Genomic DNA, 24,942 nt, shown 5'->3' on the forward strand with positions numbered 1-24,942 from the left:
CCGTCCGCCACTCGTCAGCAAAGCAGCAAGCTGCTTCCTGTTACCGTTCGACTTGCATGTGTTAGGCCTGCCGCCAGCGTTCAATCTGAGCCATGATCAAACTCTTCAATTTAAAAGTTTGATGCTCGTGAATTAAACTTCGTAATGAATTACGTGTTCACTCAGAGACTTGGTATTCATTTTTTCGTCTTGCGACGTTAAGAATCCGTATCTTCGAGTGCCCACACAGATTGTCTGATAAATTGTTAAAGAGCAGTGCCACTTCGCTTTTTCTCAGCGGCGCGGGGTGTGCATAATACGCTTTCCCGCTACAGAGTCAAGCATTTATTTTTGCTTTCCTCTGTTGAGATTCTCAGGAGAACCCCGCTGACCCGGCGGCGTGTTTGCCGTTGTTCCGTGTCAGTGGTGGCGCATTATAGGGAGTTATTCCGGCCTGACAAGCAAAAAATATAAAAACTTTATTGTTCGCTCATTTTTCAGGCAAAACATCTTTAATATAGTCTTTTCCGTCTAACTTATAGACAAAAACGAGCCCCGAAGGCTCGTTTTATCATTACTGGACGGCGACGATCCGGTCTTCATTAACTTCCAGGCGAATAACTTTACCCGGAACCAATTCACCAGACAGTATTTGCTGTGCCAGCGGGTTTTCGATCTGCTGCTGGATAGCACGCTTCAGAGGACGTGCACCATAGACCGGATCGTAACCGTTCTCGCTCAGCAGTTTCAGCGCCTCGTCAGAAATGTGGATTTCATAACCACGTTCTTCCAGACGTTTGTACAGACGTTTCAACTGAATCTGCGCAATCGACGCAATGTGTTGTTCACCCAGCGGATGGAAGACGACGACTTCATCGATACGGTTAATGAATTCCGGACGGAAGTTATGGCTTACCACATCGAGCACCAGCTCTTTCATGTGCGCATAATCCAGTTCACCAAAACGTTCCTGAATCAGATCGGAACCGAGGTTAGAGGTCATAATGACGACCGTATTACGGAAGTCGACCGTTCTCCCCTGCCCGTCAGTCAGACGCCCATCATCCAGTACCTGCAACAGAATGTTGAAGACATCCGGATGCGCTTTTTCCACTTCATCCAGCAGGATGACGGAATACGGACGACGACGCACCGCTTCGGTCAGATAGCCACCTTCTTCATAACCAACATATCCCGGAGGCGCACCAACCAGACGAGACACCGAGTGTTTCTCCATAAACTCGGACATATCAATACGGACCATCGCCTCGTCGCTATCAAACATAAAGTTCGCCAGCGCCTTACAAAGCTCTGTTTTCCCCACACCCGTTGGGCCGAGGAACAGGAATGAACCAATCGGGCGATTTGGATCCGCCAGCCCCGCACGGCTACGACGAATAGCGTTAGATACCGCATCAACCGCTTCGTTCTGACCAATAACGCGATGGTGCAGTTCTTGCTCCATACGCAGCAGTTTTTCGCGCTCGCTTTCCATCATGCGAGAAACCGGAATTCCCGTCCAACGCGCCAGCACTTCAGCAATTTCGGCATCGGTCACTTTATTACGCAACAGACGCATAGTTTTGCCTTCGAGCTGCGTTGCGGCTTCCAGTTGCTTTTCCAGTTCCGGGATTTTGCCGTATTGCAGTTCAGACATCCGCGCCAGGTCACCCACACGGCGAGCCTGTTCAATAGCGATTTTCGCCTGTTCCAGTTCCGCTTTAATGGTCTGCGTACCAGAAAGCGAGGCTTTCTCTGCTTTCCACTCTTCTTCTAACTCGGAGTACTGACGTTCTTTGTCGCTCAGTTCTTCGTTGAGCATATCCAGGCGTTTTTTACTGGCTTCATCAGACTCTTTCATTAACGCCTGTTGTTCCAGTTTGAGCTGGATGATACGGCGATCGAGTCGGTCGAGTTCTTCTGGTTTTGAGTCAATCTGCATACGAATGCTGGATGCTGCCTCATCGATCAGGTCGATGGCTTTATCTGGCAGCTGACGGTCAGCAATGTAGCGATGAGACAACGTCGCCGCTGCAACAATTGCCGGGTCAGTAATTTGCACATGGTGGTGCAGCTCGTAACGTTCTTTCAGGCCACGCAGAATCGCAATGGTATCTTCAACAGAAGGCTCGGCAACAAACACTTTCTGGAAACGACGTTCCAGCGCAGCATCTTTTTCGATGTACTGGCGATATTCGTCAAGCGTCGTGGCACCTACGCAGTGCAATTCACCACGCGCCAGTGCAGGTTTCAGCATGTTTCCGGCGTCCATTGCGCCATCGGCTTTACCCGCGCCGACCATGGTATGTAATTCGTCGATAAACAGGATGACGTTGCCTTCCTGTTTAGCAAGATCGTTAAGTACGCCTTTTAAACGTTCTTCAAACTCACCGCGATATTTCGCCCCAGCCACCAGCGCGCCCATATCCAGCGCCAGTACGCGGCGGCCTTTCAACCCTTCGGGCACTTCGCCGTTGATAATACGCTGCGCCAGACCTTCAACGATGGCAGTTTTACCGACGCCGGGTTCACCAATCAATACCGGGTTATTTTTAGTACGACGTTGCAGCACCTGAATGGTACGGCGAATTTCTTCATCACGACCAATCACCGGATCGAGTTTGCCTTGTTCGGCTCGTTCGGTAAGGTCGATGGTATATTTTTTCAAAGCCTGACGTTGGTCTTCAGCACCTTGATCGTTCACGCTTTCACCTCCACGCATTTGTTCAATCGCTTGAGTAATGTTGGCGGTGGTCGCCCCTGCTGCTTTCAGGATGTCGGCCAGCGTGCCGCGAGACTCAAGTGCCGCCAGAACGAACAGTTCTGACGAGATAAAGTTATCACCACGTTTTTGCGCCAGCTTGTCGCAAAGATTAAGAACGCGCACCAGATCCTGTGATGGCTGGACATCACCACCAGTACCTTCAACCTGCGGTAAACGATTTAATGCCTGATTGATATCTGTGCGCAACTGGCCAGCATTTATGCCAGCGGATGTTAATAAAGGACTAACCGAACCCCCTTCCTGATTCAGCAGGGCGCTCATTAAATGAAGTGGTTCGATGAATTGGTTGTCGTGCCCGAGTGCAAGTGATTGGGCATCGGCAAGAGCAAGCTGGAATTTATTAGTAAGACGATCCAGACGCATAACTCCTCCCATAACGGATCAAAGTTGCTACTGGAGATTAAATGAGGTCATCCCTCAATTATTCAAGGTTATTGACCAGATTAATGTGAAAAGAAAATCACGCGTACCGGATCGTCTTGATTCTTTAGGTTATATCAGCCAAATGAAACTTGCCATACGACCGGTGGTCTTGTCGCGACGATAAGAGAAGAAAGTCTCATTTTCCGTATATGTACAACGGTCACCGCCAAAAATTTGTTCAACACCAACGCTCGCCAGACGCTGCCGGGCAAGCTGATAAATATCCGCCAGATACTTATCACCATGCTGAATGAAAGCTGTACTCGATTTGGCGTCTACTACCATAAACGCCTCGCGAACCTCCGCCCCCACTTCGAACGCACGTGGCCCAATTGCCGGCCCTAACCAGGCGAGAATATTTTCCGGATTATCAGCAAAACAGGAAACCGTCTCTTCCAACACGCCTGCGCACAGTCCACGCCAGCCAGCATGAGCGGCGGCGACCTCCGTTCCCGCACGATTGCAAAACAGCACAGGGAGGCAATCGGCAGTCATCACTGCGCAAACCGTGCCGGGCGTATTGCTATAAGAGGCATCTGCTCGTTTTGAGGCATAAGGCTCACCAGTAAGCTTAAGCACATCTTTGCCGTGTACCTGCTCAAGCCAGACCGGTTTAGAAGGCAAATTGCCCGCAGCAAAAAGTCGCTTGCGATTCTCCTCAACGTGATCCGGGTTATCACCACAATGAGCGCCAAGGTTGAGAGAGTCGTAAGGCGGCAAGCTCACGCCGCCGATACGGGTAGAGCTACAGGCCGCAACACCTTTTGGCAGCGGCCACTGCGGGACAATCAGCTTACTCATAACCAGTCCACTTCATCCTTATGCTCTTCGAAATCGGCGCGCATCACCTCAATCAGCTCCACCATATCTTGTGGAATAGGCGCATGCCATTCCATTTCGATACCGGAGATCGGGTGATAAAGACGCAGCATGGTTGCATGAAGCGCCTGGCGGTCAAACTTACGCAGCGTGGAGATAAACGCTTCCGAAGCACCTTTTGGCGGACGCGGACGGCCACCATAAACCGGATCGCCCACCAGCGGATGAGTGATATGGGCCATATGCACGCGGATCTGGTGCGTACGTCCAGTTTCCAGACGCAACCGCAGACGCGTGTGCACACGGAAGTGTTCCATGATGCGATAGTGAGTGACCGCCGGTTTACCCATCGGATGCACCGCCATGTGAGTACGTTTGGTCGGGTGGCGGCTGATTGGTTCATCTACTGTACCGCCAGCGGTCATATGACCAATTGCCACCGCTTCATACTCACGAGTAATTTCACGCCGTTGCAAAGATTCGACTAAACGCGTCTGAGCCGGAACGGTTTTTGCCACAACCATCAGGCCGGTGGTGTCTTTATCCAGACGATGGACGATGCCCGCACGCGGTACATCGGCAATGGGCGGATAGTAATGAAGCAACGCATTCAGTACCGTACCATCCGGGTTACCCGCGCCAGGATGTACCACCAGGTCGCGCGGTTTATTAATGACGATGATATCTTCATCTTCATAGACGATATCCAGCGGGATATCCTGCGGTTCAAAACGCGCTTCTTCTTCAATCTCAGCGTTGATGGCAACCTGCTCGCCACCCAATACTTTTTCTTTTGGCTTATCACACACTTTGCCGTTAACCAGCACACGCTGGTCGAGGATCCATTCTTTTATCCGCGAACGTGAATAATCCGGGAACATTTCGGCCAAAGCCTGATCTAAGCGTTGACCGAGTTGGTTTTCGGACACCGTTGCAGTGAGCTGTACTCGTTGTGCCATATATACTGCTTCTTCGTTTATCGTTGGGGTTTTACGGCTTTGCCGTTTAATATAGTGTGCTATTGTAGCTGGTCTTAACCGGGAGCAGGAACAGAGAATCTCCCGTATTACATTTTGAGGAAAGTCAAAACGTCATGACGCGCATGAAATATCTGGTGGCAGCCGCCACACTAAGCCTGTTTTTGGCGGGTTGCTCGGGGTCAAAGGAAGAAGTACCTGATAATCCGCCAAATGAAATTTACGCGACTGCACAACAAAAGCTGCAGGACGGTAACTGGAGACAGGCAATAACGCAACTGGAAGCGTTAGATAATCGCTATCCGTTTGGTCCGTATTCGCAGCAGGTGCAGCTGGATCTCATCTACGCCTACTATAAAAACGCCGATTTGCCGTTAGCACAGGCTGCCATCGATCGTTTTATTCGCCTTAACCCGACCCATCCGAATATCGATTATGTCATGTACATGCGTGGCCTGACCAATATGGCGCTGGATGACAGTGCGCTGCAAGGGTTCTTTGGCGTTGACCGTAGCGATCGCGATCCTCAACATGCACGAGCTGCGTTTAGTGACTTTTCCAAACTGGTGCGCGGCTATCCGAACAGTCAGTACACCACCGATGCCACCAAACGTCTGGTATTCCTGAAAGATCGTCTGGCGAAATATGAATACTCCGTGGCCGAGTATTATACAGAACGTGGTGCATGGGTTGCTGTCGTTAACCGCGTAGAAGGCATGTTGCGCGACTATCCGGATACCCAGGCTACGCGTGATGCGCTGCCGCTGATGGAAAATGCATACCGTCAGATGCAGATGAATGCGCAAGCTGAAAAAGTAGCGAAAATCATCGCCGCAAACAGCAGCAATACATAACAGAAACCTGAAACACAAAACGGCAGCCTTGAGCTGCCGTTTTTTTATTCTGTTAGTTGTGAAACTGAAGCGATTTAGTCACTATCGATCTCATCAAATATGGCTCGCTTTGAGATATTCCTCAAGTAAAAAAACACCTCTTCCTGCGATTTCTCACAAAAAAGATTCGTTGACAAAAAGTGACAAAATTATGAGATTTCCATCACACATTTTGACATCAGGAACGTTATGCTGAATTCACCAAGACGGGAAGACAAGAGGTAAAATTTATGACAATGAACATTACCAGCAAACAAATGGAAATTACTCCGGCCATCCGCCAACATGTCGCAGACCGTCTCGCCAAACTGGAAAAATGGCAAACACATCTGATTAATCCACATATCATTCTGTCCAAAGAGCCACAAGGGTTTGTTGCTGACGCCACAATCAATACACCTAACGGCGTTCTGGTTGCCAGTGGTAAACATGAAGATATGTACACCGCAATTAACGAATTGATCAACAAGCTGGAACGGCAGCTCAATAAACTGCAGCACAAAGGCGAAGCACGTCGTGCCGCAACATCGGTGAAAGACGCCAACTTCGTCGAAGAAGTTGAAGAAGAGTAGTCCTTTATATTGAGTGTATCGCCAACGCGCCTTCGGGCGCGTTTTTTGTTGACAGCGTGAAAACAGTACGGGTACTGTACTAAAGTCACTTAAGGAAACAAACATGAAACACACACCGTTTTTCTTCGCATTCTTTTTTACCTTCCCCTGAATGGGAGGCGTTTCGTCGTGTGAAACAGAATGCGAAGACGAACAATAAGGCCTCCCAAATCGGGGGGCCTTTTTTATTGATAACAAAAAGGCAACACTATGACATCGGAAAACCCGTTACTGGCGCTGCGAGAGAAAATCAGCGCGCTGGATGAAAAATTATTAGCATTACTGGCAGAGCGACGCGAACTGGCCGTCGAGGTGGGAAAAGCCAAACTGCTCTCGCATCGCCCGGTACGTGATATTGATCGTGAACGCGATTTGCTGGAAAGATTAATTACGCTCGGTAAAGCGCACCATCTGGACGCCCATTACATTACTCGCCTGTTCCAGCTCATCATTGAAGATTCCGTATTAACTCAGCAGGCTTTGCTCCAGCAACATCTCAATAAAATTAATCCGCACTCAGCACGCATCGCTTTTCTCGGCCCCAAAGGTTCTTATTCCCATCTTGCGGCGCGCCAGTATGCTGCTCGTCACTTTGAGCAATTCATTGAAAGTGGCTGCGCCAAATTTGCCGATATTTTTAATCAGGTGGAAACCGGCCAGGCCGACTATGCCGTCGTACCGATTGAAAATACCAGCTCCGGTGCCATAAACGACGTTTACGATCTGCTGCAACATACCAGTTTGTCGATTGTTGGCGAGATGACGTTAACTATCGATCATTGTTTGTTGGTCTCCGGCACTACTGATTTATCCGCCATCAATACGGTCTACAGCCATCCGCAGCCATTCCAGCAATGCAGCAAATTCCTTAATCGTTATCCGCACTGGAAGATTGAATATACCGAAAGTACGTCTGCGGCAATGGAAAAGGTTGCACAGGCAAAATCACCGCATGTTGCTGCGTTGGGAAGCGAAGCTGGCGGCACTTTGTACGGTTTGCAGGTACTGGAGCGTATTGAAGCGAATCAGCGACAAAACTTCACCCGATTTGTGGTGTTGGCACGTAAAGCCATTAACGTTTCTGACCAGGTTCCGGCGAAAACGACGTTGTTAATGGCGACCGGACAACAAGCTGGTGCACTGGTTGAAGCGTTGCTGGTACTGCGCAATCACAGTCTGATTATGACCCGTCTGGAATCACGTCCGATTCACGGTAATCCGTGGGAAGAGATGTTTTATCTGGATATTCAGGCCAATCTTGAATCAGCGGAAATGCAAAAAGCATTGAAAGAGTTAGGGGAAATCACCCGTTCGATGAAGGTATTGGGCTGTTACCCAAGTGAGAACGTAGTGCCTGTTGATCCAACCTGATGAAAAAGTGCCGGATGATGTGAATCATCCGGCACTGGATTATTACTGGCGATTGTCATTCGCCTGACGCAATAACACGCGGCTTTCACTCTGAAAACTCTGTGCGTAATCGCCGAACCAGTGCTCCACCTTGCGGAAACTGTCAATAAACGCCTGCTTATCGCCCTGCTCCAGCAGCTCAATCGCCTCGCCGAAACGCTTATAGTAACGTTTGATTAACGCCAGATTACGCTCTGACGACATAATAATGTCGGCATAAAGCTGCGGATCCTGAGCAAACAGTCGCCCGACCATCGCCAGCTCAAGGCGGTAAATCGGCGAAGAGAGCGCCAGTAGTTGCTCAAGCTGAACATTTTCTTCTGCCAGGTGCAGCCCATAAGCAAAAGTAGCAAAGTGGCGCAGAGCCTGAATAAACGCCATATTCTGATCGTGCTCGACAGCGCTAATACGATGCAACCGAGCGCCCCAGACCTGAATTTGCTCCAGAAACCATTGGTATGCTTCCGGCTTACGTCCATCACACCAGACCACAACTTGCTTTGCCAGGCTACCGCTGTCCGGGCCGAACATCGGGTGTAACCCCAGCACCGGGCCATCGTGCGCCGCCAGCATGGCCTGTAATGGTCCATTTTTCACCGATGCCAGATCAACCAGAATACAATCTTTCGGTAAAGGCGGTAATTTGCCGATAACTTGCTCAGTAACGTGGATGGGCACACTAACAATCACCATTCCGGCATCGGAAACAATATCAGCCGCTCGATCCCAGTCATGTTGCTCCAGAATCCGCACCTGATAACCCGAGAGTGTCAGCATCTTCTCGAACAGACGTCCCATCTGACCGCCACCACCGACGATAACCACCGGGCGCAGTGACGGACAAAGCGTTTTAAATCCTTTGTCGTTTTCACTGGAGTAAGATTCACGCATCACCCGACGCAAAACATCCTCAATCAGATCTGGCGGTACACCCAGAGCTTCCGCCTCTGCACGACGCGAGGCCAACATAGATGCCTCGCGCTCCGGAACATAAATAGGTAGTCCAAAGCGGCTTTTCACCTCGCCCACTTCAGCAACCAGTTCCAGACGCTTCGCTAATAAATTCAGCAGCGCTTTATCGACTTCATCAATTTGATCGCGTAATGCGGTCAATTCAGCAACCATAATAAACCTCTTAAGCCACGCGAGCCGTCAGCTGCCCATTCAGATCCTGATGAATTTCACGCAGCAAGGCATCGGTCATTTCCCAGCTAATGCAGGCATCGGTTACGGATACACCGTATTTCATTTCACTGCGCGGTTGCTCGGAAGACTGATTGCCCTCGTGGATATTACTTTCGATCATCAGACCAATAATTGAGCGATTGCCATCTTTGATTTGAGCAACCACGGATTCTGCCACCGCAGGCTGACGGCGATAATCTTTATTGGAATTACCGTGGCTGCAATCTACCATCAGAGACGGGCGCAGTCCCGCCTGTTCCATCTCTTTTTCACATTGCGCAACATCCGCAGGGCTATAGTTTGGCGCTTTACCACCGCGCAGGATCACATGCCCGTCCGGATTCCCCTGAGTTTGTAGCAACGCAACCTGCCCTGCCTGGTTAATGCCAACAAAACGGTGCGGCTGGGCGGCGGCACGCATAGCGTTAATTGCCGTTGCCAGACTGCCATCGGTGCCGTTTTTAAAACCAACCGGCATGGAAAGCCCGGAGGCCATTTCACGGTGAGTTTGCGATTCCGTTGTACGAGCACCAATTGCTGACCAGCTAAACAGATCGCCCAGGTATTGCGGGCTATTCGGATCTAACGCTTCCGTCGCCAGTGGCAGTCCCATATTCACCAGCTCAAGCAGCAATTTACGCGCGATCTGCAGCCCGGCTTCTACATCAAAAGAGCCATCCATATGGGGATCGTTAATTAACCCTTTCCAGCCGACAGTGGTACGGGGTTTTTCAAAATAGACGCGCATTACCAGATAGAGGCTATCGCTGACCTCTGCGGCAAGGGCTTTAAATCGACGAGCATATTCCAGAGCAGTTTCCGGATCATGAATGGAACAAGGACCACATACTACCAGCAGACGAGGATCGCGCCCGGCGATAATATCTGAAATGGTTTTACGCGAGTCAGCAATCTGGGCTTCTTGTTGCAAGCTTAATGGAAAAGCGGCCTTCAGTTGTTCCGGAGTCATTAAAACCTGTTCGTCGGTAATATGTACGTTATTCAGCGCGTCTTTCTGCATGATGGCGATCCTGTTTATGCTCGTTTGCGATAGTTGATCCTCAGCGAGGATGACGTAACGATAACACATAAAGTAAAGTTTTCAATCCATATTTAGTACATATTTCTTTACATAAGCAATTTATTCGCGCTTTTTCCTCTTATTTCTGTATAAATAAATTTACACCAGCTTTAAAAACAATCCGCTATGCTTTGAAAAAGGAGAAAGAAATGATGAAAAAATTTATCGCCCCCTTGTTGGCTTTACTGGTTAGCGGATGTCAGATTGATCCTTATACTCACGCGCCAACCTTGACCAGCACCGACTGGTATGATGTTGGTATGGAAGATGCGATATCGGGCAGCGCCATTAAAGATGACGATGCATTTAGCGATTCACAGGCGGATCGCGGTCTATACCTTAAAGGATATGCCGAAGGGCAAAAGAAAACTTGCCAGACCGATTTTACTTATGCCCGGGGACTTTCTGGTAAAAGCTTTCCTGCCAGCTGCAATAATGTTGAAAATACAAGCCAACTGCATGAAGTATGGCGAAAAGGGGCTGATGAAAATGCCAGCACAATACGATTAAATTAATTACCCCCCCAAAATCAATTAAGCATGAGATTTTACTCATTATGTTTTATTTCTCACATTGATGACGACCGCATGAAAGGATGATATTTTAATGAGCATTCTGAAAAAATATCGATGCATTTCGAGCGAAGATGGTGAAGATCCCTGAATGCGTTTTTCTCACCGACTGTTCTTACTGCTGATTCTCCTGCTGACGGGAGCACCAATACTCGCTCAGGAACCTTCTGACGTTGCGAAAAACGTGCGTATGATGGTTTCCGGTATTGTCAGTTACACCCGCTGGCCTGGGCTATCAGGGCCACCAAAGTTATGTATCTTTTCATCTTCACGTTTTAGTACCGCCTTACAAGAAAATGCTGCTACATCTTTACCTTATCTGCCTGTCATCATTCATACTCAACAAGAGGCGATAATTTCAGGCTGCAATGGTTTTTATTTTGGCAACGAGTCACCGACATTCCAGATGGAATTAACCGAACAATATCCGTCAAAGGCGTTATTATTAATTGCCGAACAAAATACCGAGTGCATTATTGGTAGCGCCTTTTGTCTGATCATCCACAATAATGACGTCAGATTTGCCGTAAACCTGGATGCCTTATCGCGTAGCGGTGTAAAGGTCAACCCGGATGTCTTAATGCTCGCACGGAAGAAAAATGATGGATAACGATAATTCTCTTCATAAGCGCCCCACGTTTAAAAGAGCATTACGCAACATCAGCATGACCAGCATATTTATCACTATGACGCTGATCTGGCTGCTGCTTTCCGTGACGTCAGTGCTAACCCTGAAACAATACGCGCAAAAAAACCTGGCACTGACAGCAGCAACAATGACTTACAGTCTGGAAGCAGCTGTCGTTTTTGCCGATGGCCCTGCAGCAACTGAAACACTGGCAGCGCTGGGCCAGCAAGGCCAATTTTCAACTGCAGAAGTGCGTGATAAGCAGCAAAATATTCTGGCATCCTGGCATTACACCCATAAGGAACCAGGCGATACTTTCAGCAATTTCATAAGCCACTGGCTCTTCCCTGCCCCCATCATTCAGCCGATTCGCCACAATGGTGAAACCATTGGCGAAGTACGCTTAACTGCTCGCGACAGTTCAATCAGCCATTTTATCTGGTTTTCGCTCGCTGTCCTGACCGGTTGTATTCTGCTGGCATCAGGCATCGCAATTACCCTCACCCGCCATTTGCACAATGGCCTGGTGGAAGCGCTGAAAAATATCACCGATGTCGTACATGATGTGCGTTCTAACCGCAATTTTTCCCGACGAGTTTCGGAAGAACGTATCGCTGAGTTTCACCGCTTCGCTCTCGACTTCAACAGTCTGCTGGATGAAATGGAAGAGTGGCAGCTTCGTTTACAGGCCAAAAATGCGCAGCTTCTACGTACCGCGCTACATGACCCATTAACCGGGCTGGCTAACCGCGCAGCGTTTCGTAGCGGCATCAACACGTTGATGAACAATTCCGATGCCCGAAAAACGTCGGCGTTACTATTTCTTGATGGCGATAATTTCAAATATATCAATGATACCTGGGGTCATGCGACGGGCGATAGAGTCTTGATTGAAATAGCAAAACGGTTAGCTGAATTTGGCGGGCTGCGACATAAAGCATACCGCCTGGGCGGCGATGAATTCGCTATGGTGCTCTATGATGTACAGTCGGAATCTGAAGTGCAGCAGATATGCTCAGCACTGACACAAATTTTTAATCTCCCGTTTGATCTTCATAATGGCCATCAGACTACCATGACATTAAGCATTGGTTACGCGATGACTATTGAGCACGCCTCTGCGGAAAATTTACAAGAGCTTGCCGATCACAATATGTATCAGGCCAAACACCAGCGTGCCGAAAAGCTGGTGAGATAACAAGGATATATCGATATGATAAAGCACCTGCTAGCACCCCTGATTTTCACCTCGCTAATACTTACTGGCTGCCAGTCCCCTCAGGGAAAGTTTACTCCTGAGCAAGTCGCCGCTATGCAATCTTATGGATTTACTGAATCCGCCGGCGACTGGTCGCTGGGCTTATCAGATGCCATTCTGTTTGCAAAAAATGACTACAAATTGCTCCCGGAAAGCCAGCAACAGATCCAAACCATGGCAGCCAAATTGGCCTCGACAGGGCTAACACATGCCCGTATGGATGGACACACCGACAACTATGGTGAAGACAGTTACAACGAAGTCTTATCATTGAAACGGGCGAATGTCGTGGCCGATGCATGGGCTATGGGTGGACAAATTCCGCGCAGCAATCTCACCACTCAGGGTTTAGGAAAAAAATATCCCATAGCCAGTAACAAGACCGCCCAGGGCCGCGCCGAGAACCGCCGCGTCGCAGTGGTGATTACAACCCCTTAAAACACGAGCAAACAGACAAAAAAAGGGCCAGCCAATTGGCCAGCCCTTCTTAACAGGATGTCGCTTAAGCGAAATCTTAGTTAAGACGCTCTTTGATACGAGCAGCCTTACCAGTACGCTCACGCAGGTAGTACAGTTTAGCTTTACGAACAGCACCACGACGTTTGACAGAAATGCTGTCAACTACCGGAGAGTGAGTCTGGAAGACACGCTCAACGCCTTCGCCGTTGGAAATTTTACGAACAGTGAATGCAGAGTGCAGACCGCGGTTACGAATAGCGATAACCACGCCCTCGAATGCCTGCAGACGTTTTTTGGAACCTTCAACAACCCATACTTTCACTTCCACGGTATCACCCGGACGGAAGGAAGGTACGTCCTGCTTCATCTGCTCTTGTTCAAGTTGCTTAATAATGTTGCTCATAATTTAATCTCTTATCCTGGGTAAACTGATATCTCGGGGGCTTACGCCATCCCATCATGTTTATGTTGCTGTTGTGCGTGTTCCGTTTTGAACTCCGCCAGCAACCTTGCTTGCTCTTCAGTCAGAGCCAGGTTTTCCAGAAGTTCAGGTCTTCTAAGCCAGGTACGGCCCAGCGACTGTTTCAAACGCCAGCGACGTATCTCGGCATGGTTGCCCGACAGTAACACTGGCGGAACTTCCATCCCTTCTAACACCTCAGGCCGCGTATAGTGCGGGCAATCCAGCAATCCTTCAGCAAAGGAATCTTCCGTTGCCGAGGCTTCATGTCCCAGTACTCCCGGAATAAACCGGGAAACGGAGTCAATCAGCGTCATTGCTGGTAACTCACCACCACTGAGAACGTAATCGCCGATTGACCATTCTTCGTCAATTTCGGTTTGGATCACGCGCTCATCTATACCTTCGTAGCGACCACACACCAGAATCAATTTTTGATTCGTTGCCAGTTCGCTGACGCCCGCTTGATCAAGCTTGCGTCCCTGTGGTGACAGATAAATCACCTTTGCGCCTTCACCCGCCGCGGCTTTTGCTGCATGAATGGCGTCCCGCAAGGGTTGCACCATCATTAACATCCCCGGTCCGCCGCCGTAAGGACGATCGTCCACGGTACGGTGCCGGTCATGCGTGAAGTCGCGAGGACTCCAGCTCTGGATGCTCAGCAGGCCATTTTTAACTGCCCGGCCAGTTACCCCGTAATCGGTAATTGCGCGGAACATTTCAGGAAACAGGCTAATTATGCCAATCCACATAGCGCCGTCTTTTACCGTTTATCCGGTGGTTTAAAAACCAGGATCCCAATCTACTTCGATTGAACGTGTAGTGAGATCGACTTTCTTGATAACCTGCCCATCGAGGAACGGTACGAGACGTTCCTTGATACCAAACGCATCTTTCAGGTTTGCCTTAATGACGAGAACGTCATTAGATCCGGTTTCCATCATATCTACGACTTTACCGAGATCGTAGCCTTCAGTGGTTACTACCTGGCAGCCCATCAGGTCTTTCCAGTAGTAGTCCCCCTCTTCAAGCTGAGGCAACTGCGATGAATCCACGACAATTTCACAATTCGTCAGCAGGTTCGCCGCATCACGATCGTCAACGCCTTTCAGCTTGATGATCATGTCCTGATTGTGGTGCTTCCAGCTTTCCAGCTGGACTTGCTGCCACTGACCCGCCTTCTGGATAAACCAGGGCTGATAGTCAAAAATGCTTTCGGCGTCTTCGGTGGAAGAAAACACTCTGAGCCACCCACGAATACCGTAAGACGACCCCATTTTTCCCAAAACGATGGGATCAACAGGTGCTTGCGCGGTGAGTTGTTTGCTCATCATGACCACCGTGACAGATTAAGCTGCTTTGTTTACTTCTTTGATCAGCGCAGCAACGCGATCAGAAATAGTTGCGCCCTGGCCAACCCAGTGAGCGATGCGATCCAGATCCAGGCGAGTGCCTTCTTCTTTTTCGCTAGCGATTGGGTTGAAGAAACCAACGCGCTCGATGAAGCGACCGTTGCGTGCATTACGGCTGTCAGCGACAACAACCTGGTAGAACGGACGCTTTTTAGCGCCGTGACGTGCTAAACGAATAGTTACCATAACATCCTCTTGTGTGAATAAAACAACCGGACCCCATCGAGGAACGGAGTCCGGTGTCATATTAAAAGCCCGAAAATTTTACTGATTTCTGGAGAAAATGCAATCAGCAGTTAATAACTCTATCGCATAAGGTCATTTAGCGACCAGGAAATCCCGGCGGCATCATCCCTTTCATGCTTCTCATCATCTTCGCCATCCCGCCCTTTTTCATTTTCTTCATCATGCGCTGCATGTCGTCGAACTGTTTCAGAAGACGGTTAACGTCCTGCACCTGCATACCGCAACCGGCAGCGATACGACGCTTACGCGAACCTTTGATGATTTCTGGCTTAGCGCGCTCTTTCATCGTCATCGAGTTGATGATGGCTTCCATACGCACCAGCACTTTATCGTCCATCTGTGACTTGACGTTATCCGGGATCTGCCCCATGCCCGGCAGCTTGCCCATCAGGCTAGCCATGCCGCCCATATTTTTCATCTGGCGCAGCTGCTCAAGAAAGTCGTTGAGATCGAAGCCGTCGCCTTTTTTCAGCTTGCTGGCTAATTTCTCTGCCTGCGCGCGGTCAACCTTGCTTTCGATATCTTCGATCAGTGACAGTACGTCGCCCATGCCGAGAATACGGGAGGCAATACGGTCCGGATGGAATGGCTCCAGCGCCTCGGTTTTCTCGCCAACACCGAGGAACTTGATCGGTTTGCCAGTGATGTGACGAATAGAGAGCGCCGCACCGCCGCGGGCATCGCCGTCCACTTTGGTCAACACTACACCGGTAAGCGGTAACGCTTCATTGAATGCTTTTGCCGTATTGGCCGCATCCTGACCGGTCATGGCATCGACCACAAACAGGGTTTCAACCGGATTAATCGACGCATGGACTTGTTTGATCTCGTCCATCATCGCTTCGTCAACGTGCAGACGACCGGCAGTATCCACCAGCAGCACGTCGTAGAATTTCAGTTTGGCTTCTTTCAGCGCCGCGTTAACGATATCTACCGGCTTCTGACCAACATCAGAAGGGAAGAAATCAACGCCCACCTGCTCTGCCAGCGTCTCAAGCTGTTTGATTGCCGCCGGGCGATAGACGTCGGCAGAAACCACCAGCACTTTCTTCTTGTGCTTCTCGCGCAGGAACTTACCGAGTTTACCAACGCTGGTTGTTTTACCGGCACCTTGCAGGCCCGCCATCAGCACGACCGCAGGCGGTTGCGCAGCCAGGTTCAGGGTCTGGTTCTCTTCGCCCATCGCCGCAACCAGTTCGTTACGGACAATTTTGACGAACTCCTGCCCCGGCGTCAGGCTCTTATTAACTTCATGACCAACCGCTTTCTCTTTTACGCGATTGATAAACTCACGCACTACCGGCAGAGCGACGTCCGCCTCCAGCAGCGCCATGCGCACTTCGCGCAGCGTATCTTTTACGTTGTCTTCAGTGAGGCGTCCACGGCCACTGATATTGCGCAGCGTGCGCGACAAACGATCGGTTAAATTATCAAACATTGTCTCTCGCCTGGGGTGGAAACGGTTGGCCGCAATCGCGACACATCATCAGTATTTTGCCGCAGTATAACATGAAGGCGTCTTTGTTGTTATGCAACGGTTGGAGCAGCGTTCACCTGACGCTATACTGCTTCTCTTTCTTATTGCTCAAACTGTCGACATTACTATGCCCGTTTTTGCTCTGCTCGCGCTTGTCGCCTACTCCGTCAGTCTTGCGCTGATTGTTCCCGGTCTGCTGCAAAAAAACGGCGGCTGGCGGCGCATGGCTATTATTTCTGCGGTCATCGCGCTGGTCTGCCACGCAATCGCTCTGGAAGCCCGCATCCTGCCCGACGGTGATAGCGGACAAAACCTCAGCCTGCTGAACGTTGGTTCATTGGTCAGTTTGATGATCTGTACGGTAATGACCATTGTGGCTTCTCGCAATCGTGGCTGGTTGTTGCTACCCATTGTCTATGCCTTTGCGCTTATCAACCTGGCGCTGGCGACCTTCATGCCCAATGAATACATCACCCATCTGGAAGCAACGCCGGGGATGCTGGTGCACATTGGCTTATCGCTTTTTTCCTATGCCACGCTAATTATCGCTGCCCTGTACGCGCTGCAACTGGCGTGGATTGATTACCAACTGAAGAACAAGAAGCTGGCGTTTAACCAGGAAATGCCTCCATTGATGAGTATCGAGCGTAAAATGTTCCATATCACGCAGATTGGCGTGGTGCTGCTAACGCTCACTCTTTGCACTGGCCTGTTCTACATGCACAACTTATTTAGCATGGAAAATATCGACAAGGCCGTGCTCTCTATCGTGGCGTGGTTTGTCTATATTGTGCTGCTGTGGGGACATTATCATGAAGGATGGCGTGGACGCCGCGTCGTCTGGTTTAACGTTGCGGGTGCAGTCATTCTGACACTGGCCTACTTCGGCAGCCGAATTTTTCAGCAGTTAATCAGCTAAACCCAGAAAAGGAGTTTCCCCTGGAACACATTTCTACTACTACGTTGATCATTATTCTGATCATCATGGTGGTCATTTCAGCCTATTTTTCCGGTTCAGAAACTGGAATGATGACACTCAACCGCTATCGCCTGAGACACATGGCGAAGCAAGGTAATCGCTCGGCAAAACGCGTCGAAAAATTACTGCGCAAGCCAGACCGCCTGATAAGCCTGGTGTTAATCGGCAATAATCTGGTCAATATCCTTGCTTCCGCACTCGGCACTATTGTCGGGATGCGCTTGTATGGCGATGCTGGCGTGGCAATTGCGACTGGCGTGCTGACCTTCGTAGTGCTGGTTTTTGCTGAAGTATTGCCGAAAACCATTGCCGCACTGTACCCGGAAAAAGTCGCCTATCCGAGTAGTTTTCTACTGGCGCCGCTACAAGTCCTGATGATGCCGCTAGTCTGGTTACTAAATGCCATCACCCGAATTTTGATGCGCATGATGGGCATCAAAACCGATATCGTGGTTAGCGGCTCTTTGAGCAAAGAAGAGTTGCGTACCATCGTGCACGAATCACGCTCACAAATTTCCCGTCGCAATCAGGATATGCTGCTGTCGGTGCTCGATCTGGAAAAGATGACCGTCGATGACATCATGGTGCCGCGCAGTGAAATTATCGGTATTGATATCAACGATGACTGGAAATCGATTCTGCGCCAACTCTCCCACTCACCTCACGGGCGCATCGTGCTCTACCGTGATTCGCTGGACGACGCCATCAGTATGCTGCGTGTGCGTGAAGCCTGGCGACTCATGTCGGAGAAAAAAGAGTTCACCAAAGAAACCATGCTACGCGCCGCGGACGAGATCTATTTTGTCCCGGAGGGTACGCCGCTCAGCACACAGTTGGTGAAGTTTCAGCGCAACAAAAAGAAAGTCGGCCTGGTCGTCAACGAGTATGGAGACATTCAGGGACTGGTGACGGTCGAAGATATTCTCGAAGAGATTGTCGGCGATTTCACCACGTCGATGTCGCCAACACTTGCCGAAGAGGTCACGCCGCAAAACGACGGGTCGGTGATTATCGATGGCACCGCCAACGTGCGAGAAATTAACAAAGCCTTTAACTGGCATCTACCGGAAGATGATGCTCGTACTGTTAACGGCGTCATTCTGGAAGCGCTGGAGGAGATCCCGGTAGCAGGCACCCGCGTGCGTATAGGCGAGTACGATATCGATATTCTCGACGTACAGGACAATATGATTAAGCAGGTAAAAGTTTTTCCTGTAAAACCGCTGCGCGAGAGTGTGGCGGAGTAACGAAAACGGCCCGGCATTCGCATGCTGGGCCGTGATTTATTACGAAAGCAGAAATTAATCTTTTGCTTTCGCTACAGTAACCATCGCCGCACGAATCGTACGACCGTTCAGCGTATAACCTTTCTGCATAATGCCCAGTACGTTACCTGGCGCAACGTCATCAGATTCCACCATTGCGATGGCCTGATGCACATTTGGGTCCAGTGGGACGTTGGTTTCGGCGATCACTTCAACGCCAAACTTACGCACAACATCCAGCATCGACTTCAGCGTCAGCTCAATACCTTCAACCATCGCGGACATATCCGGGTTAGCTTTATCAGCCACTTCCAGCGCCCGATCCAGGCTATCAATCACCGGCAGCAATTCGTTGATGAATTTCTCCAGCGCGAATTTGTGAGCTTTTTCAATATCCAGTTCAGTACGACGACGCAGGTTTTCCATTTCGGCTTTTACGCGCAAAATGCCGTCACGTTCACGGGTCTGGGCTTCAGCCAGCTGAGCTTCGAGATTCGCAATTTTTTCATCGCGCGGATCCACCTGCTCAGCAGAAGCTTCTGGCTCAACTGCCTCAATCTCTTCGTGCTGATCCATGATAATTTCTTCCGGGGCTTGCCCCTCAGGCGTTTTCTGTTCTTTACTACTCATGAATTTCTCCGCGTTTTTTTCGCATTCATCTCGCTAACTTCGCTTATTATGGGGATCAGTTTCAGGGTTTCAAGGGAAGCACTCACATTGTCATCAATCTTCGCAACAAGGACCTCGGAAAAATGAATAATCATTTCAAGTGTATTGGCATTGTGGGACACCCACGGCACCCCACTGCACTGACAACACATGAAATGCTCTACCGCTGGCTGTGCACAAAAGGTTACGAGGTCATCGTTGAGCAACAAATCGCTCACGAACTGCAACTGAAGAATGTGAAAACTGGCACGCTCGCGGAGATTGGGCAACAGGCTGATCTCGCGGTTGTCGTTGGCGGCGACGGTAATATGCTGGGCGCGGCGCGCACGCTCGCGCGCTATGATATTAAAGTTATTGGAATCAACCGTGGCAACCTGGGTTTCCTGACTGACCTTGATCCCGATAACGCCCAGCAACAATTAGCCGATGTGCTGGAAGGCCACTACATCAGCGAGAAACGTTTTTTGCTGGAAGCGCAAGTCTGTCAGCAAGATTGCCAGAAACGCATCAGCACGGCGATTAACGAAGTGGTACTTCACCCTGGCAAAGTGGCGCATATGATTGAGTTCGAAGTGTATATCGACGAGATCTTTGCGTTTTCGCAGCGTTCCGATGGACTGATTATTTCGACGCCAACAGGCTCCACCGCATATTCCCTCTCTGCGGGCGGTCCTATTCTGACACCCTCTCTGGATGCGATTACCCTGGTGCCCATGTTCCCGCATACGTTGTCAGCACGACCACTGGTCATAAACAGCAGCAGCACGATCCGTCTACGTTTTTCGCATCGCCGTAACGACCTGGAAATCAGTTGCGACAGCCAGATAGCACTGCCGATTCAGGAAGGTGAAGATGTCCTGATTCGTCGCTGTGATTACCATCTGAATCTGATTCATCCGAAAGATTACAGTTATTTCAATACATTAAGCACCAAGCTCGGCTGGTCAAAAAAATTATTCTAATTTTACGCCAGCCTCTTTACTGTATATAAAACCAGTTTATACTGTACACAATAACAGTAATGGTTTTTCATACAGGAAAACAACTATGTTGGCACAACTGACCATCAGCAACTTTGCTATCGTTCGTGAGCTTGAGATTGATTTTCATAGCGGCATGACCGTAATAACTGGCGAGACCGGCGCGGGTAAATCTATTGCAATAGATGCCCTCGGCCTTTGTCTCGGTGGTCGCGCTGAAGCCGACATGGTGCGTACCGGCGCTGCTCGTGCCGACCTGTGCGCCCGTTTTTCTCTGAAAGATACGCCAGCGGCCCTGCGTTGGCTGGAAGAAAACCAGCTTGAAGACGGGCATGAATGTTTGCTTCGTCGCGTAATCAGCAGCGATGGTCGCTCCCGTGGTTTCATCAACGGTACAGCTGTTCCTCTGTCACAACTGCGCGAACTGGGTCAGTTGCTGATTCAGATCCATGGTCAGCACGCTCATCAGTTACTCACCAAACCCGAGCACCAAAAATTCCTGCTTGATGGCTATGCCAATGAAACCTCTCAGCTCCAGGAAATGACCGCACGTTATCATTTGTGGCATCAAAGCTGCCGTGACCTCGCGCATCATCAACAGTTAAGTCAGGAACGCGCCGCTCGTGCGGAGCTGCTGCAATACCAATTAAAAGAACTTAACGAATTTAATCCGCAGCCTGGAGAGTTTGAGCAAATCGACGAAGAGTACAAACGTCTGGCGAACAGCGGTCAATTGCTGACCACCAGCCAGAATGCATTGGCATTAATGGCTGACGGTGAAGACGCAAACCTGCAAAGTCAACTTTACACGGCTAAACAACTGGTGAGCGAATTGATTGGCATGGACAGCAAACTGTCCGGCGTACTTGATATGCTGGAAGAGGCTACCATCCAGATTGCTGAAGCCAGTGATGAACTGCGCCACTACTGCGATCGTCTGGATCTCGATCCCAACCGACTGTTTGAACTTGAACAGCGCATCTCAAAACAGATTTCGCTGGCACGTAAACATCACGTCAGCCCTGAGGCATTGCCACAGTATTACCAGTCGCTACTGGAAGAACAGCAGCAACTGGACGATCAGGCCGACTCACAAGAAACGCTCGCGCTGGCGGTAACGAAACATCATCAGCAGGCACTGGAAACGGCGCGCGCGTTACACCAGCAACGCCAGCATTATGCAAATGAGTTGGCACAGCTGATCACCGATAGTATGCATGCACTCTCTATGCCACATGGGCAGTTTACGATCGATGTTAAATTTGACGAGCATCACCTGGGCGCTGACGGCGCTGATCGTATTGAGTTTCGGGTAACCACCAACCCAGGTCAGCCAATGCAGCCTATTGCCAAAGTCGCATCCGGTGGTGAGTTGTCCCGCATCGCATTGGCAATCCAGGTCATTACCGCGCGTAAAATGGAAACCCCGGCACTGATTTTTGATGAAGTGGATGTAGGGATTAGCGGCCCAACAGCGGCAGTTGTCGGCAAACTGCTACGTCAACTTGGCGAATCAACTCAGGTGATGTGTGTTACCCACCTGCCACAAGTCGCGGGATGTGGTCATCAACACTATTTTGTCAGCAAAGAAACTGATGGTGCGATGACAGAAACGCATATGCAATCCCTGGATAAAAAAGCGCGGTTACAAGAGTTGGCGCGCCTGCTTGGTGGCAGTGAAGTCACACGTAACACACTGGCGAATGCGAAAGAACTGCTTGCGGCGTAAACTTTTTTCCTGCTTCACGGTCAGAGTAAACAGCAAAACGCCGTAAGACCGGAAAGCAAAAGGTTTTAAAGTGATGAAAGGTCTATTATCATCGGCATATTACAGATGAGCCACGTACTGCTCGGGCCCGAAAAGGAATCAAATCACTATGCGCTGTAAAACGCTGACTGCTGCAGCAGCAGTACTATTGATGTTGACCGCAGGCTGTTCCACTCTGGAGCGAGTGGTTTACCGTCCTGACATCAACCAGGGGAACTATCTGACCGCTAACGACGTATCCAAAATACGTGTTGGCATGACGCAACAACAAGTTGCGTACGCATTGGGTACACCGCTGATGTCCGATCCATTTGGTACAAATACCTGGTTCTATGTCTTCCGCCAGCAACCTGGTCATGAAGGTGTAACGCAGCAAACGCTGACGCTGACCTTTAACAGTAGCGGTGTGTTGACCAACATTGATAACAAACCTGCGCTGAGTGGTAACTAATAATAAAGTTGCTCTCAAAGACGTTAAAAAAGGTGCTCAATGAGCACCTTTTTTCTGTCTGTTATTTATTCGCTGATTTTTCTGCTCGTTGCCTGCGAAGCTCTTTCGGATCGGCAATGAGAGGACGATAAATCTCCACCCGATCGCCATCATGCACAATATCGCTGAGTTTTGCCGGACGGCTGTAAATGCCGACTTTGTTTTTAGTTAAATCGATATCGGTACGCAATTCCAGCAAACCACTGGCGCGAATAGCTTCTTCAACCGTCGCGCCCTCCTGCAACGTCACGCGCTGCAGGTACTGCTTCTCAGGTAGCGCATAAGCCACCTCAACGGCAATTTTACCTGGCACTGTAGACCTCTTTTGCACGAACAGTAAAAGCCTGCACCATATTAGCTGCCAGCTCTTTAAACACACGACCAAAGGCGAGTTCAATCAACTTATTGGTAAACTCAAAGTCGAGATGAAACTCAATACGGCACGCGTCCTGGCTCAACGGCGTAAACTTCCAACCGCCGATCAATTTCTTAAACGGTCCATCAACCAGACTCATGAGAATACTTTGATTACTGGTCAACTGGTTGCGGGTTGTAAACGTTTTGCTGATCCCAGCCTTAGACACATCTACCGCAGCAGTCATCTGCCCAGGAGTGGACTCCAGAATCCGACTTCCGGTACAACCCGGCAAAAACTGAGGATAAGACTGAACGTCATTCACTAACTGATACATTTGCTCCGCGCTGTAGGGCACCAGTGCGGTCCGGCTAATCTGAGGCATAACAATTTCCATCAACAAAAATCCAACAAATAATATCATTTATCCTGCTGTAAAAAAAACGCTATCCCGGCGCTGGGTAACATCGGGTTCATGCTAAGATAGAGCCTTGTCCCCCGCAGGATTGATATGGGGTGTTTTCGATTTCAGATTACCGATGATTCACGACGCTTATGACGAAGAAAAAAGCACATAAACCTGGTTCAGCGACCATCGCGCTTAACAAGCGCGCCCGTCACGAATACTTTATCGAAGAAGAGTTCGAAGCGGGACTTGCCCTGCAAGGCTGGGAGGTTAAATCCCTGCGCGCAGGAAAAGCCAATATCAGCGACAGCTATGTCCTTCTGCGCGACGGAGAGGCATTTCTGTTTGGCGCTAACATCACGCCAATGGCTGTGGCCTCCACGCATGTGGTGTGCGATCCTACCCGTACCCGCAAGTTACTTCTCAACCAGCGCGAACTGGACTCATTGTACGGTCGCGTCAATCGAGAAGGCTATACCGTAGTGGCGCTCTCCCTGTACTGGAAAAATGCCTGGTGCAAAGTGAAAATCGGCGTCGCCAAAGGTAAGAAACAGCACGATAAACGTTCAGATATCAAAGAACGCGAATGGCAGGTGGATAAAGCGCGTATCATGAAAAACGCCCACCGTTAAACCTATATAAGCGATACTAATCAAATCCTCACCGCGCCTCCCTATCCGGTGGCGCGAATGAACATCTTATCGACTGTCAAATCTGACACAGATGTAGCCATCCCATTGCTTAATCGAAAAAAATCATACTATGCAGGCGCTAATTCCAGGATGATAACGCCTTTTGGGCTAGTCATGCTGCTCATAAATCTGGTATACTTACCGTTACACATTGGGGCTGATTCTGGATTCGACGGGATTTGCGAAACCCAAGGTGCATGCCGAGGGGCGGTTGGCCTCGTAAAAAGCCGCAAAAAATAGTCGCAAACGACGAAAACTACGCTTTAGCAGCTTAATAACCTGCTTAGAGCCCTCTCTCCCTAGCCTCCGCTCTTAGGACGGGGATCAAGAGAGGTCAAACCCAAAAGAGATCGCGTGGAAGCCCTGCCTGGGGTTGAAGCGTTAAAACTTAATCAGGCTAGTTTGTTAGTGGCGTGTCCGTCCGCAGCTGGCAAGCGAATGTAAAGACTGACTAAGCATGTAGTACCGAGGATGTAGGAATTTCGGACGCGGGTTCAACTCCCGCCAGCTCCACCAAATCATGATCCGGATACGTCCGGTGAAGTACAGAAAGCCCGCATGGCACAAGCCCTGCGGGCTTTTTTGTGTCTGTCGTTGTCCGAGAACATCCGGCTAAATCCGGTGATTATTGGTATACGTTTAGGTATACGGTAGGATGTATAC

27 protein-coding genes, 1 rRNA gene, 1 other RNA gene and 1 other annotated feature are annotated in these 24,942 nt (G+C 49.7%); of the genes, 15 read left to right on the forward strand and 14 right to left on the reverse strand.

What is annotated here, in order from left to right; genetic code table 11:
- The 4 genes from C4F37_RS22855 to rluD all read right to left on the reverse strand — a co-directional run.
- Positions 1–112, reverse strand: a 16S ribosomal RNA gene (locus C4F37_RS22855); the annotation flags it as partial.
- 441 nt (positions 113–553) lie between these two features.
- Positions 554–3,127 carry an ATP-dependent chaperone ClpB gene (clpB, locus tag C4F37_RS22860; protein WP_001539382.1) on the reverse strand — a complete coding sequence of 858 codons (2,574 nt, stop codon included), beginning with the start codon at positions 3,125–3,127 and terminating at the stop codon, positions 554–556.
- A 129-nt stretch (positions 3,128–3,256) separates the two neighbouring features.
- The gene (gene yfiH / locus C4F37_RS22865) at positions 3,257–3,988 is read right to left on the reverse strand and encodes a purine nucleoside phosphorylase YfiH (protein ID WP_000040138.1); all 732 of its coding nucleotides are present in this window, start codon (positions 3,986–3,988) and stop codon (positions 3,257–3,259) included.
- Complete coding sequence (gene rluD / locus C4F37_RS22870; protein WP_000079112.1) at positions 3,985–4,965, reverse strand: 23S rRNA pseudouridine(1911/1915/1917) synthase RluD; 981 nt, start codon at positions 4,963–4,965, stop codon at positions 3,985–3,987. Before rluD ends, yfiH begins: the two co-directional genes overlap by 4 nt.
- A 134-nt stretch (positions 4,966–5,099) precedes the next feature.
- On the opposite strand from rluD, the gene bamD reads away from it, so the two are divergent.
- The 4 genes from bamD to pheA all read left to right on the forward strand — a co-directional run bounded on the left by bamD (position 5,100) and on the right by pheA (position 7,858).
- The gene (bamD, locus tag C4F37_RS22875; RefSeq protein ID WP_000197686.1) at positions 5,100–5,837 is read left to right on the forward strand and encodes an outer membrane protein assembly factor BamD; all 738 of its coding nucleotides are present in this window, start codon (positions 5,100–5,102) and stop codon (positions 5,835–5,837) included.
- Positions 5,838–6,106: 269 nt separating this feature from the next.
- On the forward strand, positions 6,107–6,448 hold the full coding sequence (gene raiA / locus C4F37_RS22885) for a ribosome-associated translation inhibitor RaiA (protein ID WP_000178456.1): 342 nt from the start codon (positions 6,107–6,109) through the stop codon (positions 6,446–6,448).
- Between the two features lie 102 nt (positions 6,449–6,550).
- Positions 6,551–6,676, forward strand: a sequence feature (Phe leader region).
- Positions 6,552–6,599 carry a pheA operon leader peptide PheL gene (gene pheL / locus C4F37_RS22890; protein ID WP_001386991.1) on the forward strand — a complete coding sequence of 16 codons (48 nt, stop codon included), beginning with the start codon at positions 6,552–6,554 and terminating at the stop codon, positions 6,597–6,599. It overlaps the preceding feature by 48 nt.
- Positions 6,677–6,697: 21 nt before the next feature.
- Positions 6,698–7,858 (forward strand): bifunctional chorismate mutase/prephenate dehydratase, encoded by a 1,161-nt coding sequence (gene pheA, locus C4F37_RS22895; RefSeq protein ID WP_000200106.1) that lies wholly within the window; start codon positions 6,698–6,700, stop codon positions 7,856–7,858.
- A gap of 42 nt (positions 7,859–7,900) precedes the next feature.
- Here pheA and tyrA read toward each other — a convergent pair whose 3' ends face one another.
- A complete protein-coding gene (gene tyrA / locus C4F37_RS22900; RefSeq protein WP_001539387.1) occupies positions 7,901–9,022 on the reverse strand; it encodes a bifunctional chorismate mutase/prephenate dehydrogenase in 1,122 nt (373 codons plus the stop codon).
- Positions 9,023–9,032: 10 nt separating this feature from the next.
- Positions 9,033–10,103 carry a 3-deoxy-7-phosphoheptulonate synthase AroF gene (gene aroF, locus C4F37_RS22905; RefSeq protein ID WP_001168045.1) on the reverse strand — a complete coding sequence of 357 codons (1,071 nt, stop codon included), beginning with the start codon at positions 10,101–10,103 and terminating at the stop codon, positions 9,033–9,035.
- A gap of 209 nt (positions 10,104–10,312) precedes the next feature.
- Between aroF and C4F37_RS22910 the strand changes: the two genes are divergently transcribed.
- The 4 genes from C4F37_RS22910 to C4F37_RS22925 all read left to right on the forward strand — a co-directional run bounded on the left by C4F37_RS22910 (position 10,313) and on the right by C4F37_RS22925 (position 13,059).
- A complete protein-coding gene (locus C4F37_RS22910; RefSeq protein WP_001298694.1) occupies positions 10,313–10,678 on the forward strand; it encodes a DUF2799 domain-containing protein in 366 nt (121 codons plus the stop codon).
- Between the two features lie 148 nt (positions 10,679–10,826).
- Positions 10,827–11,345, forward strand: a complete 519-nt coding sequence (locus C4F37_RS22915) for a YfiR family protein (RefSeq protein ID WP_001212400.1) — start codon at positions 10,827–10,829, stop codon at positions 11,343–11,345.
- Entirely contained in the window at positions 11,335–12,561 is a 1,227-nt protein-coding gene (gene dgcN, locus C4F37_RS22920; RefSeq protein ID WP_000969007.1) for a diguanylate cyclase DgcN, read from the forward strand. Before C4F37_RS22915 ends, dgcN begins: the two co-directional genes overlap by 11 nt.
- 15 nt (positions 12,562–12,576) lie before the next feature.
- The gene (locus C4F37_RS22925; protein ID WP_000589793.1) at positions 12,577–13,059 is read left to right on the forward strand and encodes an OmpA family protein; all 483 of its coding nucleotides are present in this window, start codon (positions 12,577–12,579) and stop codon (positions 13,057–13,059) included.
- Positions 13,060–13,135: 76 nt separating this feature from the next.
- Here the strand turns inward: C4F37_RS22925 and rplS are convergent, their stop codons facing one another.
- From rplS to ffh, 5 genes are all read right to left on the reverse strand, one after another.
- Positions 13,136–13,483: a 50S ribosomal protein L19 gene (rplS, locus tag C4F37_RS22930; protein ID WP_000065253.1), complete on the reverse strand. Its 348-nt coding sequence runs from the start codon at positions 13,481–13,483 to the stop codon at positions 13,136–13,138.
- A gap of 41 nt (positions 13,484–13,524) precedes the next feature.
- A complete protein-coding gene (gene trmD / locus C4F37_RS22935) occupies positions 13,525–14,292 on the reverse strand; it encodes a tRNA (guanosine(37)-N1)-methyltransferase TrmD (RefSeq protein ID WP_000264777.1) in 768 nt (255 codons plus the stop codon).
- 30 nt (positions 14,293–14,322) lie between these two features.
- Positions 14,323–14,871: a ribosome maturation factor RimM gene (gene rimM, locus C4F37_RS22940; RefSeq protein WP_000043335.1), complete on the reverse strand. Its 549-nt coding sequence runs from the start codon at positions 14,869–14,871 to the stop codon at positions 14,323–14,325.
- Positions 14,872–14,889: 18 nt separating this feature from the next.
- Positions 14,890–15,138, reverse strand: coding sequence for a 30S ribosomal protein S16 (rpsP, locus tag C4F37_RS22945; RefSeq protein ID WP_000256450.1), 249 nt, complete (start codon positions 15,136–15,138; stop codon positions 14,890–14,892).
- A 136-nt stretch (positions 15,139–15,274) separates the two neighbouring features.
- Positions 15,275–16,636: a signal recognition particle protein gene (gene ffh / locus C4F37_RS22950; RefSeq protein ID WP_000460035.1), complete on the reverse strand. Its 1,362-nt coding sequence runs from the start codon at positions 16,634–16,636 to the stop codon at positions 15,275–15,277.
- Positions 16,637–16,802: 166 nt separating this feature from the next.
- On the opposite strand from ffh, the gene C4F37_RS22955 reads away from it, so the two are divergent.
- Both C4F37_RS22955 and C4F37_RS22960 read left to right on the forward strand, forming a co-directional pair.
- Entirely contained in the window at positions 16,803–17,594 is a 792-nt protein-coding gene (locus C4F37_RS22955) for a cytochrome C assembly family protein (protein WP_001314062.1), read from the forward strand.
- Positions 17,595–17,614: 20 nt separating this feature from the next.
- Positions 17,615–18,901, forward strand: coding sequence for an HlyC/CorC family transporter (locus tag C4F37_RS22960; protein WP_032140825.1), 1,287 nt, complete (start codon positions 17,615–17,617; stop codon positions 18,899–18,901).
- 54 nt (positions 18,902–18,955) lie between these two features.
- On the opposite strand, the gene grpE is transcribed toward C4F37_RS22960, so the two are convergent.
- A complete protein-coding gene (grpE, locus tag C4F37_RS22965) occupies positions 18,956–19,549 on the reverse strand; it encodes a nucleotide exchange factor GrpE (RefSeq protein WP_001332400.1) in 594 nt (197 codons plus the stop codon).
- 122 nt (positions 19,550–19,671) lie between these two features.
- Here grpE and nadK point away from each other — a divergent pair, with 122 nt between their 5' ends.
- The 3 genes from nadK to bamE all read left to right on the forward strand — a co-directional run bounded on the left by nadK (position 19,672) and on the right by bamE (position 22,787).
- A complete protein-coding gene (nadK, locus tag C4F37_RS22975) occupies positions 19,672–20,550 on the forward strand; it encodes an NAD(+) kinase (protein WP_001059176.1) in 879 nt (292 codons plus the stop codon).
- 85 nt (positions 20,551–20,635) lie between these two features.
- Positions 20,636–22,297, forward strand: a complete 1,662-nt coding sequence (recN, locus tag C4F37_RS22980) for a DNA repair protein RecN (protein ID WP_000880935.1) — start codon at positions 20,636–20,638, stop codon at positions 22,295–22,297.
- 148 nt (positions 22,298–22,445) lie between these two features.
- Positions 22,446–22,787, forward strand: coding sequence for an outer membrane protein assembly factor BamE (gene bamE / locus C4F37_RS22985; protein ID WP_001203437.1), 342 nt, complete (start codon positions 22,446–22,448; stop codon positions 22,785–22,787).
- Between the two features lie 61 nt (positions 22,788–22,848).
- Here the strand turns inward: bamE and C4F37_RS22990 are convergent, their stop codons facing one another.
- Both C4F37_RS22990 and ratA read right to left on the reverse strand, forming a co-directional pair.
- Positions 22,849–23,139 carry an RnfH family protein gene (locus C4F37_RS22990; protein ID WP_001117834.1) on the reverse strand — a complete coding sequence of 97 codons (291 nt, stop codon included), beginning with the start codon at positions 23,137–23,139 and terminating at the stop codon, positions 22,849–22,851.
- Positions 23,129–23,566 (reverse strand): type II toxin-antitoxin system toxin RatA, encoded by a 438-nt coding sequence (ratA, locus tag C4F37_RS22995; protein ID WP_001339419.1) that lies wholly within the window; start codon positions 23,564–23,566, stop codon positions 23,129–23,131. Before ratA ends, C4F37_RS22990 begins: the two co-directional genes overlap by 11 nt.
- Positions 23,567–23,736: 170 nt before the next feature.
- Here ratA and smpB point away from each other — a divergent pair, with 170 nt between their 5' ends.
- Both smpB and ssrA read left to right on the forward strand, forming a co-directional pair.
- Positions 23,737–24,219: an SsrA-binding protein SmpB gene (gene smpB, locus C4F37_RS23000; protein WP_000162574.1), complete on the forward strand. Its 483-nt coding sequence runs from the start codon at positions 23,737–23,739 to the stop codon at positions 24,217–24,219.
- A 213-nt stretch (positions 24,220–24,432) separates the two neighbouring features.
- Positions 24,433–24,795: a transfer-messenger RNA gene (gene ssrA, locus C4F37_RS23005) on the forward strand.
- Positions 24,796–24,942 lie beyond the last annotated feature (147 nt).

Origin of the sequence: Escherichia sp. R1 (assembly GCF_003000935.1) — a bacterium.
GTDB classification, from domain to species: Bacteria; Pseudomonadota; Gammaproteobacteria; order Enterobacterales; family Enterobacteriaceae; genus Escherichia; species Escherichia coli.